Source organism: Microbacterium meiriae (genome assembly GCF_032364335.1).
Classification (GTDB): Bacteria; Actinomycetota; Actinomycetes; order Actinomycetales; family Microbacteriaceae; genus Microbacterium; species Microbacterium meiriae.
Map to the genome: position 1 here is coordinate 183752 of NZ_CP133984.1, position 13018 is coordinate 196769.

12 protein-coding genes are annotated in these 13018 nt (G+C 70.8%); 9 read left to right on the forward strand and 3 right to left on the reverse strand.

Annotation, left to right across the window (positions count from 1 at the left end):
- Window positions 1–23 precede the first annotated feature (23 nt).
- The 8 genes from RI211_RS00855 (at window position 24) to RI211_RS00890 (ending at window position 9473) form a co-directional block, all read left to right on the forward strand.
- Window positions 24–1265: an ABC transporter substrate-binding protein gene (locus tag RI211_RS00855; protein ID WP_268777503.1), complete on the forward strand. Its 1242-nt coding sequence runs from the start codon at window positions 24–26 to the stop codon at window positions 1263–1265.
- Window positions 1266–1333: 68 nt separating this feature from the next.
- A complete protein-coding gene (locus RI211_RS00860; protein ID WP_315638273.1) occupies window positions 1334–2239 on the forward strand; it encodes a carbohydrate ABC transporter permease in 906 nt (301 codons plus the stop codon).
- Complete coding sequence (locus RI211_RS00865) at window positions 2236–3141, forward strand: carbohydrate ABC transporter permease (RefSeq protein ID WP_312674201.1); 906 nt, start codon at window positions 2236–2238, stop codon at window positions 3139–3141. Before RI211_RS00860 ends, RI211_RS00865 begins: the two co-directional genes overlap by 4 nt.
- A 21-nt stretch (window positions 3142–3162) precedes the next feature.
- A complete protein-coding gene (locus tag RI211_RS00870; protein WP_315638272.1) occupies window positions 3163–4197 on the forward strand; it encodes an NAD-dependent epimerase/dehydratase family protein in 1035 nt (344 codons plus the stop codon).
- Entirely contained in the window at window positions 4197–5282 is a 1086-nt protein-coding gene (locus RI211_RS00875) for a dihydrodipicolinate synthase family protein (RefSeq protein WP_315638271.1), read from the forward strand. Before RI211_RS00870 ends, RI211_RS00875 begins: the two co-directional genes overlap by 1 nt.
- The gene (locus tag RI211_RS00880) at window positions 5279–6292 is read left to right on the forward strand and encodes a hydroxyacid dehydrogenase (protein ID WP_315638270.1); all 1014 of its coding nucleotides are present in this window, start codon (window positions 5279–5281) and stop codon (window positions 6290–6292) included. Before RI211_RS00875 ends, RI211_RS00880 begins: the two co-directional genes overlap by 4 nt.
- A complete protein-coding gene (locus tag RI211_RS00885; RefSeq protein WP_315638269.1) occupies window positions 6289–7215 on the forward strand; it encodes a GNAT family N-acetyltransferase in 927 nt (308 codons plus the stop codon). The genes RI211_RS00880 and RI211_RS00885 overlap by 4 nt, the downstream gene beginning before the upstream one ends.
- A gap of 104 nt (window positions 7216–7319) precedes the next feature.
- On the forward strand, window positions 7320–9473 hold the full coding sequence (locus tag RI211_RS00890) for a peptidase C14 (RefSeq protein WP_315638268.1): 2154 nt from the start codon (window positions 7320–7322) through the stop codon (window positions 9471–9473).
- 55 nt (window positions 9474–9528) lie between these two features.
- On the opposite strand, the gene RI211_RS00895 is transcribed toward RI211_RS00890, so the two are convergent.
- On the reverse strand, window positions 9529–11004 hold the full coding sequence (locus RI211_RS00895; RefSeq protein ID WP_315638267.1) for an APC family permease: 1476 nt from the start codon (window positions 11002–11004) through the stop codon (window positions 9529–9531).
- 105 nt (window positions 11005–11109) lie between these two features.
- Between RI211_RS00895 and RI211_RS00900 the strand changes: the two genes are divergently transcribed.
- Entirely contained in the window at window positions 11110–11421 is a 312-nt protein-coding gene (locus RI211_RS00900; RefSeq protein WP_315638266.1) for an immunity protein CdiI family protein, read from the forward strand.
- Between the two features lie 9 nt (window positions 11422–11430).
- On the opposite strand, the gene RI211_RS00905 is transcribed toward RI211_RS00900, so the two are convergent.
- Together RI211_RS00905 and RI211_RS00910 are read right to left on the reverse strand one after the other, a co-directional pair.
- Complete coding sequence (locus RI211_RS00905; RefSeq protein ID WP_315638265.1) at window positions 11431–12273, reverse strand: SDR family NAD(P)-dependent oxidoreductase; 843 nt, start codon at window positions 12271–12273, stop codon at window positions 11431–11433.
- A gap of 8 nt (window positions 12274–12281) precedes the next feature.
- Window positions 12282–12932 carry a GntR family transcriptional regulator gene (locus RI211_RS00910; RefSeq protein WP_060922906.1) on the reverse strand — a complete coding sequence of 217 codons (651 nt, stop codon included), beginning with the start codon at window positions 12930–12932 and terminating at the stop codon, window positions 12282–12284.
- Between the last annotated feature and the right edge of the window lie 86 nt (window positions 12933–13018).

Genomic DNA, 13018 nt, shown 5'->3' on the forward strand with positions numbered 1-13018 from the left:
CACGGTTTACGCAAAGGAGCACCATGCGCGTCAGCAAGATCACCGGCGTCGTCGCGGGAGTCGCGGCCGCCACCCTGTTGGCCGGATGTTCGGCCGGCGGAGGCAACACCGCAGAGGGCGAGCAGGACATCACGGTCTGGCTCTACCCCGTCATCGCCGACGAGGCGATGCACAAGGACTTCTGGGACTCGACCATCGAGGCGTTCGAGAAGGAGAACGAGAACGTCAACGTGAAGTACGAGATCTTCCCGTGGGCGAACCGCGACGAGGCCCTGCAGACGGCGATCGCCGCCGGCAAGGGACCGGACGTCGTCTACCTCATCCCCGACCAGCTCGCGGCGTACCAGAAGTCGATCGCGCCGCTGAACGACCTGCTCAGCGAGGAGCGCCAGGGCGACCTGCTCCCCAACGTCAAGGAGTCGGTCACGCTCGGCGGCGACATCCTCGGCGCCCCGATCCTCACCAGCGCGCAGCCCCTCATCTGCAACGCGGCCGCGTTCGAGGCCGCCGGCGTGACCGAGTACCCGGAGACCTGGGACGACATCGCCGAGATGGCCCCGGCCTTCGTCGACAAGGGCATGTACGCCCTCAACTACCCGGCGTCGGCCGAGAACACCCTCAACCTCACCTACTACCCGCTGCTCTGGCAGGCCGGCGGGGAGGTCTACACCGAGGACGGCGAGGTCGGCTTCGACAGCAAGGCCGGCGAAGAGGCGCTCACCTTCCTGACCGACCTGGCCGAGGAGGGCGCGCTCGACCCGGAGGCCCTCACGACCAACGTCCCGCTGGAGCAGACCGCCATCGCCCAGGGCAAGGTCGCCTGCACCTGGAACAACGCCGTGACCGAGGTCGCGCCGTTCTGGGGCGAGGAGAACGTCAAGGTCCTCGCGCCGCTGACCGATGAGGAGTCCGTCGCCTACGGCACCGTCGGCTCGCTGTCCGTGCTCAAGGGCTCGAAGGCCCCCGAGGCCGCAGCCGCGTTCGCCGAGTTCGCGACCGGCGCCGACGTCGTCGAGCCGTACCTCAAGGCCGCCGGCTACTTCTCGGCCCTCAGCACCACCGAGCCGCTGTACGCCGACGACCCGCTCCTCGGCGAGGTCGAGAAGTACGTCCCCGACACCACGGTGGGCGAGCTCGACGCCAGCTCCCGTGCGCTCATGGGCGTGCTCTCGCCGGAGATCCAGGCCGCCCTGCTCGGCCAGAAGTCCCCGGCCGACGCCCTGAAGGACGCCGCGGCCGCCGCAGCCCCGCTGCTGCAGAAGTGACACCCCGGGGGCGTGCGGGTACCCGCCGCACGCCCCCTCTCTCTGCCCCCCCACGTGAGGAATCGACAATGACGACGGCCACCACGGCGCCGAAGCCCGCAGGACGGGTCGCCCGGGTGCTCGCCCGACGGGAAGCGCGCGTCGCATTCCTGTTCGTGCTCCCCGCCTTCCTGCTGTTCATCGCCTTCCGCTTCGGCCCGAGCATCGCGGGTGTGGCGCTGAGCTTCTTCGACTACGACATCTCCGGCGAGATCGCCTGGCGCGGCCTCGACCACTTCCAGCGCCTCATCGCCGACCCGCTGTTCTGGCGGGCGCTGGGGACCACCCTCATCTACACGGTCTTCGCCGTGCCGATCGCGCTCGTGCTGTCGACGATCATGGCCCTCGGCGTGCGACGTGCCTTCCGCGGCGCCCGGTTCTTCCGCTCGATCTTCTTCCTCCCCGTCATCACCTCGCTCGTGCTGGCCGGCTCGATCTTCGTCTGGATCTTCTCCGCCAACGGTCCGTGGTCCGCCCTGATGACCCCGCTCGGCCTCGGCGGCTCCTGGCTCGGCAGCACGGTGCTCGTGATCCCCGCGATCGTCGTCGTCGGCGTCTGGTCCCGGTTCGGCTACGGGATGATGATCCTCATCGCCGCCCTGCAGGACGTGCCGCGCGAGCTGGAGGAGGCGGCGCTGGTCGACGGCGCGAACGCCTGGCAGCGCTTCCGGTGGATCATCCTCCCGCACCTGCGCCCGACGTTCTTCTTCCTCGCGGTGATCGAGACGACGGCCGCCTTCCAGGTCTTCGACGTCATCTACGTGATGACCCAGGGCGGGCCGGCGAACGCGAGCTACTCGCTCGTCTACATGCTCTACGACCAGGGCTTCCGCTACTTCGACTACGGCTACGCGGCCGCGGTGGGCGTGGCCCTGTTCATCATGACCCTCGTGGTCGCCCTCATCCAGCGCCTCGTGATCGGAAAGCAGAAATGACCGCCCTCCTGCAGCCGCCGACGCAGACGACGCCGCCCGCGACGCGTCCCGCCGCGCGGAAACGCCGCTCGTTCCGCGCGCTCGAGCCGACCGGCTGGGGCATCGCCGTCCGCTGGATCTGGCTCAGCCTCGCCGGCATCCTCAGCTTCTTCCCCTTCTACGCCATGGTCGTGCTGAGCCTGAAGCCGGGCATGCTCGTCGAGCTCCCCGGCTCGCTGCTCCCGTGGAACGACATCTCCTTCGAGGCGTACGAGCAGGTGCTCGGCGGGCAGAACATCCTCGTCTGGCTGTTCAACACGCTCGTCTACTCGCTCGTCTCGGTCGTGGCGGTGCTGTTCCTCTCCGCGCTCGCCGGCTACGCCTTCGCCAAGAAGCGCTTCCGCGGCAAGGAGGTCATGTTCTGGTCGTTCCTGGCGATGGTCATGGTGCCGTTCCACGTGACGCTGATCCCGACGTTCATCCTCATGGCGAACCTCGGCGGCATCGACACGTACTGGGGGCTCATCCTGCCGACGCTCGCGAACGCGCAGGCGGTCTTCCTCATGCGCCAGTTCATCCAGGGCCTTCCGGACGAGCTCTTCGAGGCCGCCCGCATCGACGGCGCCGGCGAGTTCCGCATCTTCCTGCGGATCGTGCTGCCGCTGTGCAAGCCGATCCTCGCGACGCTCGGGATCTTCGTCTTCCTCTGGCACTGGAACGACTTCCTCTGGCCGCTCATCATCGCCAAGTCCAACTCGATGTTCACCCTCACCGTGGGCATCTCGTCGCTGCAGCAGCAGGATGTGCCGCTCAGCACCATGCTCGCCGGCTCCGTCGTGGCGCTGCTGCCGATCTTCCTCGCGTACCTCATCGCTCAGCGGTACGTGCAGGAGGGCGTCACCGGCACCGGGATCAAGGGCTGAGAAGAAGGGAACCGCACCACCATGACGCAGTACGCATTCGCCTCCGAGGCCGAGCTCGAGGAGGCGCTCGCCACCCCGAGCGACGGGCTCGTGGCCGACCTCGCGCAGGGCTCCGGAGACCTCGTGATCCTCGGCGCCGGCGGCAAGATGGGCCCGACCCTGGCGATGCTCGCCCGGCGCGGCCTGGACGCCGCCGGCCGCACCGACGACGCGGTGTACGCGGTCTCCCGCTTCGGCGACGCCGCCATCCGCGAGCGCCTGGAGGCCGCGGGGGTGCGCGTCGTGCCGTTCGACCTCATCGAGAACGACGACCTCTCCGGTCTCCCCGATGCCCCGAACGTGGTGTTCATGGTGGGCGCGAAGTTCGGCGCCGCGACCAACGCCTCCTGGGCCTGGGAGGTCAACGCGGCTCTGCCCGACCGCATCGCCCGCCGCTACCGCGACAGCGCGATCTCGGTGCTCTCCACCGGGAACGTGTACCCGTTCGTCCCCGCCTCCTCCGGCGGCGCCGACGAGGAGACCACGCCCGCGCCGATCGGCGAGTACGCGCAGTCCTGCCTCGGACGGGAGCGCGTGTTCGAGTTCGGGGCGCAGGAGCGCGGCACCAAGGTCGCGATCATCCGCCTGAACTACGCCGTCGACCTCCGCTACGGGGTGCTCGCCGACATCGGCAGCGCCGTGCACGCGGGGGAGCCGGTCTCGGTCGCCACCGCCAACGTCAACGTGATCTGGCAGGGCTACGCGAACGAGGTCGTGCTGCGGAGCCTCGTGCACGCCTCCACCGACCCCTTCGTGATCAACCTCACGGGACCGGAGCTGCTCAGCGTCTCCTCGATCGCCCACCGTTTCGGCGCCCTGTTCGAGCGGGAGGTCGAGATCGTCGACGAGCCGATGCCGACCGCGCTGCTCAGCGACGCCCGGCGCTGCATGGCCCTGTTCGGCTACCCGTCCGTCTCCGCCGAGGAGCTCATCCGCATGCAGGCCGGCTGGATCAGCGACGGACTGCCGATGATCGCCAAGCCCACCAAGTGGGCCGTGCGGGACGGGAAGTTCTGATGACCGACGCCGCTGCGCACACGGCGACCGTGCCGTCGCTGCGCCCTGAGGCCGCCGCGACCCTGGCCCGCGGCGCCGTGATCCCGGCCCATCCGCTCGCCCTCACCGCAGAGCGCACGCTCGACGAGCGGCGGCAGCGGGCCCTGTCCCGCTACTACCTCGACGCCGGGGCCGGTGGTCTCGCCGTCGGCGTGCACACGACGCAGTTCGAGATCCGCGACCCGGAGCACGCGCTCTTCGAGCCGGTGCTCGCGCTGGCCGCGGAGGAGATGAACGCCCGCGGCGACGCGACCCTCGTGCGCATCGCCGGAGTGGCGGGCGACACCGCGCAGGCGGTCGCCGAGGCGGAGCTCGCCCGCTCCCTCGGCTACGACGCCGTGCTGGTGAGTCCCCGCGTCGCGGGTGCGGACGAGCGTGCCCTGCTCGACCGCGCCCGCGCCGTCGGCGAGGTGCTGCCGCTGGTCGGCTTCTATCTGCAGACCGCGATCGGCGGGCCCGTGCTCGACCGCGAGTTCTGGCGGGAGTTCGCCGCGATCCCGTCCGTCGTCGCCGTGAAGGCGGCGCCCTTCGACCGTTATCGCACGCTGGAGCTCGTGCGCGGCGTGGCCGCCTCGGGACGCGCCGACGAGATCGCGCTGTACACCGGCAACGACGACGCGATCGTCGCCGACCTGCTCTCCGAGTTCCATGTCGACTCCCCGTCCGGGCGGCGCACCCTCCGGTTCGTCGGCGGGCTGCTGGGCCAGTGGGCCGTCGGCACGCATGCGGCCGTCGCGCTGCTGGAGCGTGTGCACCGAGCCCTCGCGGGAGACGCGGAGGCCTACCGGGAGGTGGGACGCCGTGCCTCGGACATGGTGGACGTGAATCAGGCCGTTTTCGATCCGGGCAACGACTTCCACGGGGTCATCGCCGGGGTGCACGAGATGCTCCGCCAGCAGGGCCTCCTCGAGGGCATCTGGTGCCTCGACCCGGCCGAGGGCCTCTCCCCGGGGCAGGCGGAGGAGATCGCCCGTGTCCGGCAGGCGTACCCGGAGCTCAACGACGACGCGTTCATCGCCGAGAACCTCGAGGCCTGGCTGCGATGACCGCGAGGACGGGCGCACCGACCGTGGTCGCGGTCGTCTCCGCCGAGCTGTTCGCGGAGTTCTTCTCGACGGACGATGCGGCGCGTCTGGAGGACGTCGCGGCGCGGCTCGGCGGGTCGTTCGTGCGGGTGGACCGCCTCGCGGAGGCAGTGCTCGACGAGGCGCGCGTCGTGGTGACGAGCTGGGGCGTGGGTCCTTTCGACGACACCGTGCTCGCCACCCTCCCGAAGCTCGAGCTCATCGCGCACACCGGCGCCACGATCAAGCCCTTCGCCACCGACGCGCTGTTCGACCGCGGCGTGCGGGTGACGCAGGCCGGAGCGGGGATGGCGCGGTCGGTGGCGGAGGTGTCGCTGACGTTCACGCTCGCCCTGCTGCACCGCGTGCCGGAGATGCACGACGCCCTGCGCGCCGGCGACGGCTGGTGGGACGCGGACGCCGTCGGGGTGCAGCACGAGATCCTCGGGGCGCCCATCGCGGTCATCGGCGCCTCCCGGACCGGGCGGGCGTACCTCGAGCTGATCCGGGCGCTCGGCGCGCAGCCGCTGCTCGTCGACCCCACGCTCGACGCGGCCGAGGCGTCGTCCCTCGGGGCGGAGCTCGTGGCGCTCGACGACGCGCTCCGCGGCGCGCAGATCGTCGCCGTGCACGCCCCGACGCTGCCGGAGACGCACCACCTGATCGGTGCGCGCGAACTCGCCCTGATGCCGGATGGCGCGGGCCTGGTGAACACGGCGCGCTCGTGGCTGGTCGACGAGGCCGCCCTGCTCGCCGAACTCCAGCGCGGTCGGTTGAGCGCGGCCATCGACGTGTTCGACGAGGAGCCGTTGCCCGAGGGGAGTCCCTTCCGCTCGGCACCGCGGGTGCTGCTCACCCCGCACCGCGCGGCCGGGACCAGGGAGGGGCGGCTGCGGCAGGGGCGGATCGTGGCGGACGAGCTCGACGCCTTCGCCGCAGGGCAGCCCCTCGGACACGCCGTCGACCGCGACCAGCTCTCCTCGATGGCATGAGCGCCGTGCTCGTGCGGTCGGCGCGCGCGGAGGATCAGTCCGCCCTCGCTGCACTGTGGGCGGCCGCCTTCACGCCGCCCCTCGCGCCGGACCAGTGGCTGGTGGACGACGAGCGGCTGTGCCGCACCGTCGTCGCGGAGGACGAGGACGGCCTGTGCGGGTCGATCTACGGGTTGCCGAAGCGCCTGCGGGAGTCGGACGGCGGCGTGGCGCAGGTGCACGCGATCGGCAGCGTTGCGGTCGCCGAGCGGGCTCGCGGTCGGGGGCTGGCCCGCCGGCTCGTGGCGGCCACCCTGGACGCGGCGGGCGACGCCGACTGGGCCCTGCTGTTCACCGGGACTCCCGAGGTGTACCGGTCGAGCGGCTTCGCGACCATCTCGATGCCCCGCACGATGGCCGGGCCGTGGACGGCGTCGGCGACGGCCGCAGAGCACGCCTCGGTCCGCCGTGAGTCCGTGGGACTCGGTGTCCTCGGCCCGGTGCGCGAGGTCTACGAGCGCTCCCGCACCGGTGCGGTCGTGCTCGCTCCGGTGCGCAGCGACCGCGACTGGACGATGGCGGAGGTGCGGCTACGGGGCGCGACGCTGTACCGGCTCGCCGAGGCGGAGACGACGGTCGGCTACGCGGTGGCGGAGGTGCGCGACGGCGTCGGGCTGCTGCACGAGAGCGCCGCCGATCCCACCGTGGCCGATCCTGCCGCGGTGCGTCGCGCTCTGCTGGACGCGGTGGCCGCGGACTGGGCCGCGGCGGGCGTCCGCACCTGCGAGCTGGCCGTCCCCGCGCTCGCCGCGGAGGAACGCGCCGTCCGCGCGTTCGCTCCGGCGGCCGTGCGGCAGGACGACCGCACCGGGATGATCCGGCCGCTGCGCCGCGAGGCCCGGGTGGACGGCATCCGCCACTTCACGGCGGGCGACTACTTCTGAGCATCCGCTCGGAGAGCGCTGGGGATCGGGGACTGATCGGTGACCGCGATCCGGCCGAGGGCCGGACGCCTGACCGCGGCGAAGACGCCGCAAGGAGGATGAGCATGACCCAGCTGGACACCACCACGGAGACCGCCGCGCTGCGCAGTCGACGCATGCTGCTCGCCGGTTTCGGCGCCGCCGCCCTCGGCGGGGTCGCGGCGATCGGCGCTCCCGCCGCCGCCCAGGCCGCAGGGCCCGCCGTGCCGCAGGAGTCGTCGGGCTCCAAGAACGTCGCGCACGGAGGCCTCGCCACCGCTCTCGCGACGCGCAAGGGCAAGGACGGAGACCTCGTGCGCACGAGCGGCTACGCCGCCCCGGGTGACGGCGGCGACGGGCTCTACCGGTTCGTGAAGAAGGACGCCCCCGCGGCCAACGGCGGCACGGTGCTTGCGGGGCCGAAGGGCGGCGCGTGGGTGCTCGTGCACGACGGCACGGTCGACTTCCGGAAGTTCGGCATCATGGACGCCTCCGTCCCCGCCGACGACGCGCTCGACGCGATGGTGGGCGACGCCCGCGTGCGGCGCGTGGAGGCGCATTCCGACCTCAACTTCGTCCGCCGCCACAAGTTCTCCCGGTCGAACATCGCCTTCGATTTCGGGCACCACCTGATGACGACCGAGGGCATCGAGAACGCCGGGAAGGACGACCCCTTCGCGGCCGTCATGTTCTTCCGCGGCGAGGTGACCGACGCGGTGCAGGAGGCGAAGCTCGGTGAGGACGTGCCCGACCTCGCCGACATCTTCCCCGTCGCCGACTCGTCGTTCTTCGCGGTCGGGGAGTGGTACGCCGCCGAGGTCAACGCGCTGTCGGGCCGCTGGGAGCGCGAGCTGCAGCGGCTGGTGCAGGTGACCCAGATCGTCGACGGCCGGCACATCCGCGTGAACTACAAGAACGGCTGGCCGCTCGGCAAGGACCGCACGATGACGTGGCGGCACGTGAAGCCGGTGCAGGACGTGACGGTGTCGAACCTCAAGTTCCTCGGCAAGGGGACGGACGAGTACACCGGGTCGCACCCGCTGGCCTTCGAGTACGCGGTGCGCTGCGACGTGGACCACATCGACGGGACGGCGACGTTCTGGCCGCTGATCCAGCGCCGGTGGAACACGTACTTCACCACGGAGAGCTGCACGCTGAAGAACCCGACCTCCGTCACGTGGGGTGGCGCCGGCTACCTGACGCAGCAGATCTACTGCCTGTACGGGTATGTCGCCAACTGCCACACCGCCAACGCCCGGCACCTCAACGACTTCACCGCCAGCGCCTACTGCCTCGTGGAGAACTGCCACGGCGACGGCGACGACCAGGGACCGTTCGTCACGCACGGCCAGTACGAGCACGACCTCACCTACACGGGCAACTCCGGTCTCATGACGTTCGCGAACTCCGGCGCCGCGTGGGGGTCGGCCGCGAAGCGCATCACCGTCCGCAAGCACGTGTGCTCGTGGTTCGTCGCGCGCGTGCGCATCACCGATCTGACGCTGGAGGACGTGCAGGTGATCGGCAAGCCGTCGCTCTCAGGTTCCGGGATGCTGTGGATCAACGCGGACGGCGCGCAGCTGCGGGGCTGCACCGCGTCGGACACGCTCGTCATCACCCAGGCCTCCGACAACTCCGCCCGGCCGACCGTGATCGCCGACTCGCATTTCACGTTCGTCGCTCCCGGCGAGCTCACCAATGCGACGGTGAAGACGCCCGTGACCTTCGTCGACACGGTGCTCGACCGGGTGGGCGGCATGAAGATCAATGGGCCGGGCGCGGTCACCTTCCGCGGCTCGACCCTCACCGCGGCGGACGACGCCGCCCCCATCGCCTCGGCGACGGCGAAGCTGCGCGTCGAGGGCTCCACGCTCCGCAACGCCCGCATCGCGGCCGCATCGAAGGACCGTCAGGTCGTCGAGATCGCGGGCTCCGAGGTGTCGGCGAAGGGCGGGACGACGGTGTCGCGGTCGGGCGCGGGCGAACTGCACCTGACGCTCGCCGACAGCACCTTCCGGGCGGAGGGGGCGACCACGCACGTCGCCGTGACGAGCGGCGCGACCCACTACCGCGCGGCCGGCAACCGGTTCGAGGGCGGCGCCCTGGAGCTCCGCGACGACGCCTTCGGGTCCGGCTCGACGCTGCTGCACACCGGCAACGTCGAAGCCGGTGTCACGCGCACGGCGTTCCCCGCCGAGGGCGACCGGGTCGTCGACACCGCCAACCTCGTCGTCGGCTGATCCCCCGGGCACGACTTCGGAGCTGCGGCGCGACTCGCCGCCTCCCCGGCCCCGCCTACGGCGTGTCGCCGGGGGTCTCCGAAGTCGTGCCCGGGCGGTGCCGGGGGCTGTCCGGGTTCAGGAGCGAGTGCCGGCGGCTGTAGGCGAAGTAGACGACGAGTCCGATCACGAGCCAGACCCCGAACCGGAGCCACGTCTCGGGGTGGAGCCGCGAGATGAGGAAGAGCGAGAAGCCCACGCCGACGATCGGGACCACGGGCATGAACGGCAGCCGGAACGTCCGCGGCGCATCCGGCTTCGTGTAGCGGAACACGATCACGGCGATGCAGACCACGACGAAGGCGGCGAGGATGCCGATGTTCGTGAGGTCGGCGACGGCGCGGATGGGGAACACCCCCGCGAAGAACGCCGCTCCCAGTCCCGCGATCCAGGTGACCCGCTGGGGGACGCCGCGGCGGTCGACCCGCGCGAAGCAGCCGGGGAGCAGTCCGTCACGGCTCATGCTGAACCACACGCGAGTGGCGCCGAGCAGGAACGTGAGCATCACGGTGAGGATCGACACGACGGCGAACACCGAGATGACGGAGGCGACGACCGGGAGCCCGACACCCGTGAACGCCGAGGCGAAGCCCGCCTTCGGATCGATGTCCCGGTAGTTCTGCATGCCCGTGAGCACGAGCGTCGCGGCGACGTAGAGCACCATCGCGATCACGAGCGACAGGATGATCGCCTTCGGCATGTGCCGGCGCCCGTCCTTCGCCTCCTCGGCGGCCGTGCTCATCGCGTCGTAGCCGAACACCGCGAAGAACACCGTCGCGGCGCCGGTGAAGACGGGTCCGAAGCCGTTCGGCAGGAACGGGTCGTAGTTGGCGGGGTCGATGAAGAAGACGCCGAGGACGACGATGAACACCACGAGGAGGATCTTGATGGCGACGGCGACGAGCTCGAAGCGGCCGAACGTGCGGGTGCCGCGGCTCAAGAGGAACGTCACGAACAGGCAGATGAGGATGGCCGGGATGTTGATCACGCCGCCTGGTTGGTCGGCGGTCTCGGTGATCGCGGTCGGCAGCTCCAGCCCGAATCCGGAGAGGAACGCGTCGAGATAGCCGGAGATGCCGATCGCGACGACGGCCACGATGGCGACGTACTCCAGGAGCAGGTCCCAGCCGATGAACCAGCCGACGAGCTCGCCGAGCGCGACGTAGCCGTAGCTGTAGGCGGAGCCGGCCCGCGGGATCATGCCGGCGAACTCGGCGTACGACAGCGCGGCCGCCGCCGATGCGAGCCCGGCGATGAGGAAGGAGAGGACGACGGCGGGACCCACGGCGGGCGTCGTCGCGTCCCCGTGGGCGACGAGTCCGGCGAGCGAGAAGATCCCGACGCCGACGATGCCGCCGACGCCGATCGCGGTGAGCTGCCAGAGTCCGAGCGTCCGGAACAGACCGCTCCCGCCCGACTCCTCCGTCATGTCGCTGACGGGCTTGCGGCGCCACACGGACGTCGTGGGACGGGGTCGATCGGTCCGGGGCATCGTCGCCTTCTCTCCTCAGGAACGGTAGAACGTTACCTCCCTGGATGAGGGGTCACAATATCGGAACCAAGCTACTTCGCCGCGAGAAACGGAGGGAGAACCTACATGTCACGCCGATTGCTAGCGCTTGCGGCGGAACTCGGGGACACATTCCCGGTCTGGGAGAGAACGCCCGGTGAAGAAGCCGGGCCCGTAGACCCCGAGACCTCGGGCCTCTCAGAACGACTCATTCAGGATCTCATCGCCTGGAACTCTCAAGGGGAGGAACTCCTCTACTTCGACACCCCCGTAAGCGATAACCAGTACGACGACGAGAAAGAACTGTCTCAGTGGCGGAAAGAGGGCCGCAGCCTCGCCAAACGCATCGAGATCGAACTCGGGAGAGAGATCGACGTGCACGTCACCTACGAGTCCTGATGCGGCTACTCAGGCCTCGGGGAGCCCGACGAGCTCGGCGCTGCGCCGCCAGAGGGCCTCGGCGAGAGCGGGATCGTTCACCTGCGGGTTCACGCGGGTGCTGAGGACGCGCTCGTCGTAGTAGCCGCCGGAGATCCAGGTCTCGCCCGGCGTGCCCTCCAGGAACCAGCGCAGCGTCGCGCCACCGCGGTCGCTGCCGATGAGGACGAGGCGGCGCAGCGGGGTGCGGTAGACGAGGCGCATGATGCTCGACGACTCGGCGGCGAAGTTCGTCGCCACGGTGCCGGGGTGGAAGGCGACCGCGCTGAGCCCCTGCGCATGGAACTTCTCGTGCAGGCTCTTCGCCATCAGGACGTTGGCGAGCTTGGCGTCGCCGTAGGCCTTGTTCGGGGAGAACCGGCGGGTGTTGTCGAGATCGTCGACGTCGAGGTGCCCGAACAGGCGATGGGCGACGCTGGAGGTGTTCACGACCGCGCCGCCGGCGGCGAGCAGCTGCGGGAGCAGGAGGTTCGTCAGCAGGAACGGGGCGAGGTGGTTCACCTGCATGGTCTTCTCGTGCCCGTCGATCGTGGGGGTGCGGTCGCCGAAGATGCCGCCGGCGTTGTTGGCCAGCACGTCGATGCCCGCCGCTCCCACGGCGTCCGCGAGCTGCGCGGCGAGGGTGCGCACGTCGTCGAGGCGTGCGAAGTCGGCAGTGAACCACTCCGCGCCGGTCTCGTCCGCCACGGCGCGCATCTTGTCGGGCGAGCGGCCCACGAGGAGCAGGCGGTGCGGGGATCCGGCGAGCTGGCGGGCGGCGGCGGCGCCGATCCCGTCCGAGGCTCCGGTGAGGACGATGGTGCGCGCGGCCACGGCGGCGCTCACTCGGCCGACGGCGTGATGCGACGGACGGCCCTGGTCACGTGCTCGGCGATCACGGCGCGCGCCTGCTCCGGATCCCCGGTCGCGATGGCGTCGACGATCTGCTGGTGGCTGCGCACGTGCTCCTCCTGCTCGGCGGGGTCGAGGGCGGAGTTGGCCGCCTGGATGAACCCGGCGATCCGGCCGCGGAGCTGGGCGCTGAGCTCGTCGAGGAACCGGTGCTCGGCGAGGTCGGCCAGGGTCTCGTGGAAGAGGCGGTCCTGGCGCAGGACCTCGGCCACATCGCCCGGCGCCGCAGCCGCCATCGCCTGGATGATGGCCTCCAGCCGTGCCGCCGATTCGTCGTTCCAGCGTTCCTGCACCCGGATCGCCATGAACTGCTCCAGCACGATCCGCAGGCTCGAGATCTCCTCCAGGTCCTGCGCGCTGAGCTGGGCGACGCGGGCGCCGCGGCGGGGCTCGCGGGTGATGAGGCGTTCCTCGGCGAGCCGGGTCAGGGCCTCGCGCACGGGGATGTGGCTGACACCGAGACGGTCGGCGAGCTTGCGCTCCACGAGGCGCTCGCCGGGGGCGAGTTCTCCGGAGTGGATCGCCGCCCGGAGCTCGTCCGTGACCTGCTCGGCGATGTTCTGATCCGACACGCTGCGCATCCGGGGCCCTTCTCGATCTCGCGCGGCCCGGTGCTCGTCGAGCGGGGGCTCCTTCGCTCGGTCGATGCTATGGCATGAGGCCGGGA

Excerpts from the sequence above, each read along its gene's own strand:
- RI211_RS00895 (WP_315638267.1), bottom strand. The coding sequence starts at position 11,004 with ATGCCCCGGACCGATCGACCCCGTCCCACGACGTCCGTGTGGCGCCGC.
- RI211_RS00890 (WP_315638268.1), top strand. The coding sequence starts at position 7,320 with ATGACCCAGCTGGACACCACCACGGAGACCGCCGCGCTGCGCAGTCGA.
- RI211_RS00875 (WP_315638271.1), top strand. The coding sequence starts at position 4,197 with ATGACCGACGCCGCTGCGCACACGGCGACCGTGCCGTCGCTGCGCCCT.
- RI211_RS00900 (WP_315638266.1), top strand. The coding sequence starts at position 11,110 with ATGTCACGCCGATTGCTAGCGCTTGCGGCGGAACTCGGGGACACATTC.
- RI211_RS00910 (WP_060922906.1), bottom strand. The coding sequence starts at position 12,932 with ATGCGCAGCGTGTCGGATCAGAACATCGCCGAGCAGGTCACGGACGAG.
- RI211_RS00880 (WP_315638270.1), top strand. The coding sequence starts at position 5,279 with ATGACCGCGAGGACGGGCGCACCGACCGTGGTCGCGGTCGTCTCCGCC.
- RI211_RS00855 (WP_268777503.1), top strand. The coding sequence starts at position 24 with ATGCGCGTCAGCAAGATCACCGGCGTCGTCGCGGGAGTCGCGGCCGCC.
- RI211_RS00860 (WP_315638273.1), top strand. The coding sequence starts at position 1,334 with ATGACGACGGCCACCACGGCGCCGAAGCCCGCAGGACGGGTCGCCCGG.
- RI211_RS00865 (WP_312674201.1), top strand. The coding sequence starts at position 2,236 with ATGACCGCCCTCCTGCAGCCGCCGACGCAGACGACGCCGCCCGCGACG.
- RI211_RS00870 (WP_315638272.1), top strand. The coding sequence starts at position 3,163 with ATGACGCAGTACGCATTCGCCTCCGAGGCCGAGCTCGAGGAGGCGCTC.
- RI211_RS00885 (WP_315638269.1), top strand. The coding sequence starts at position 6,289 with ATGAGCGCCGTGCTCGTGCGGTCGGCGCGCGCGGAGGATCAGTCCGCC.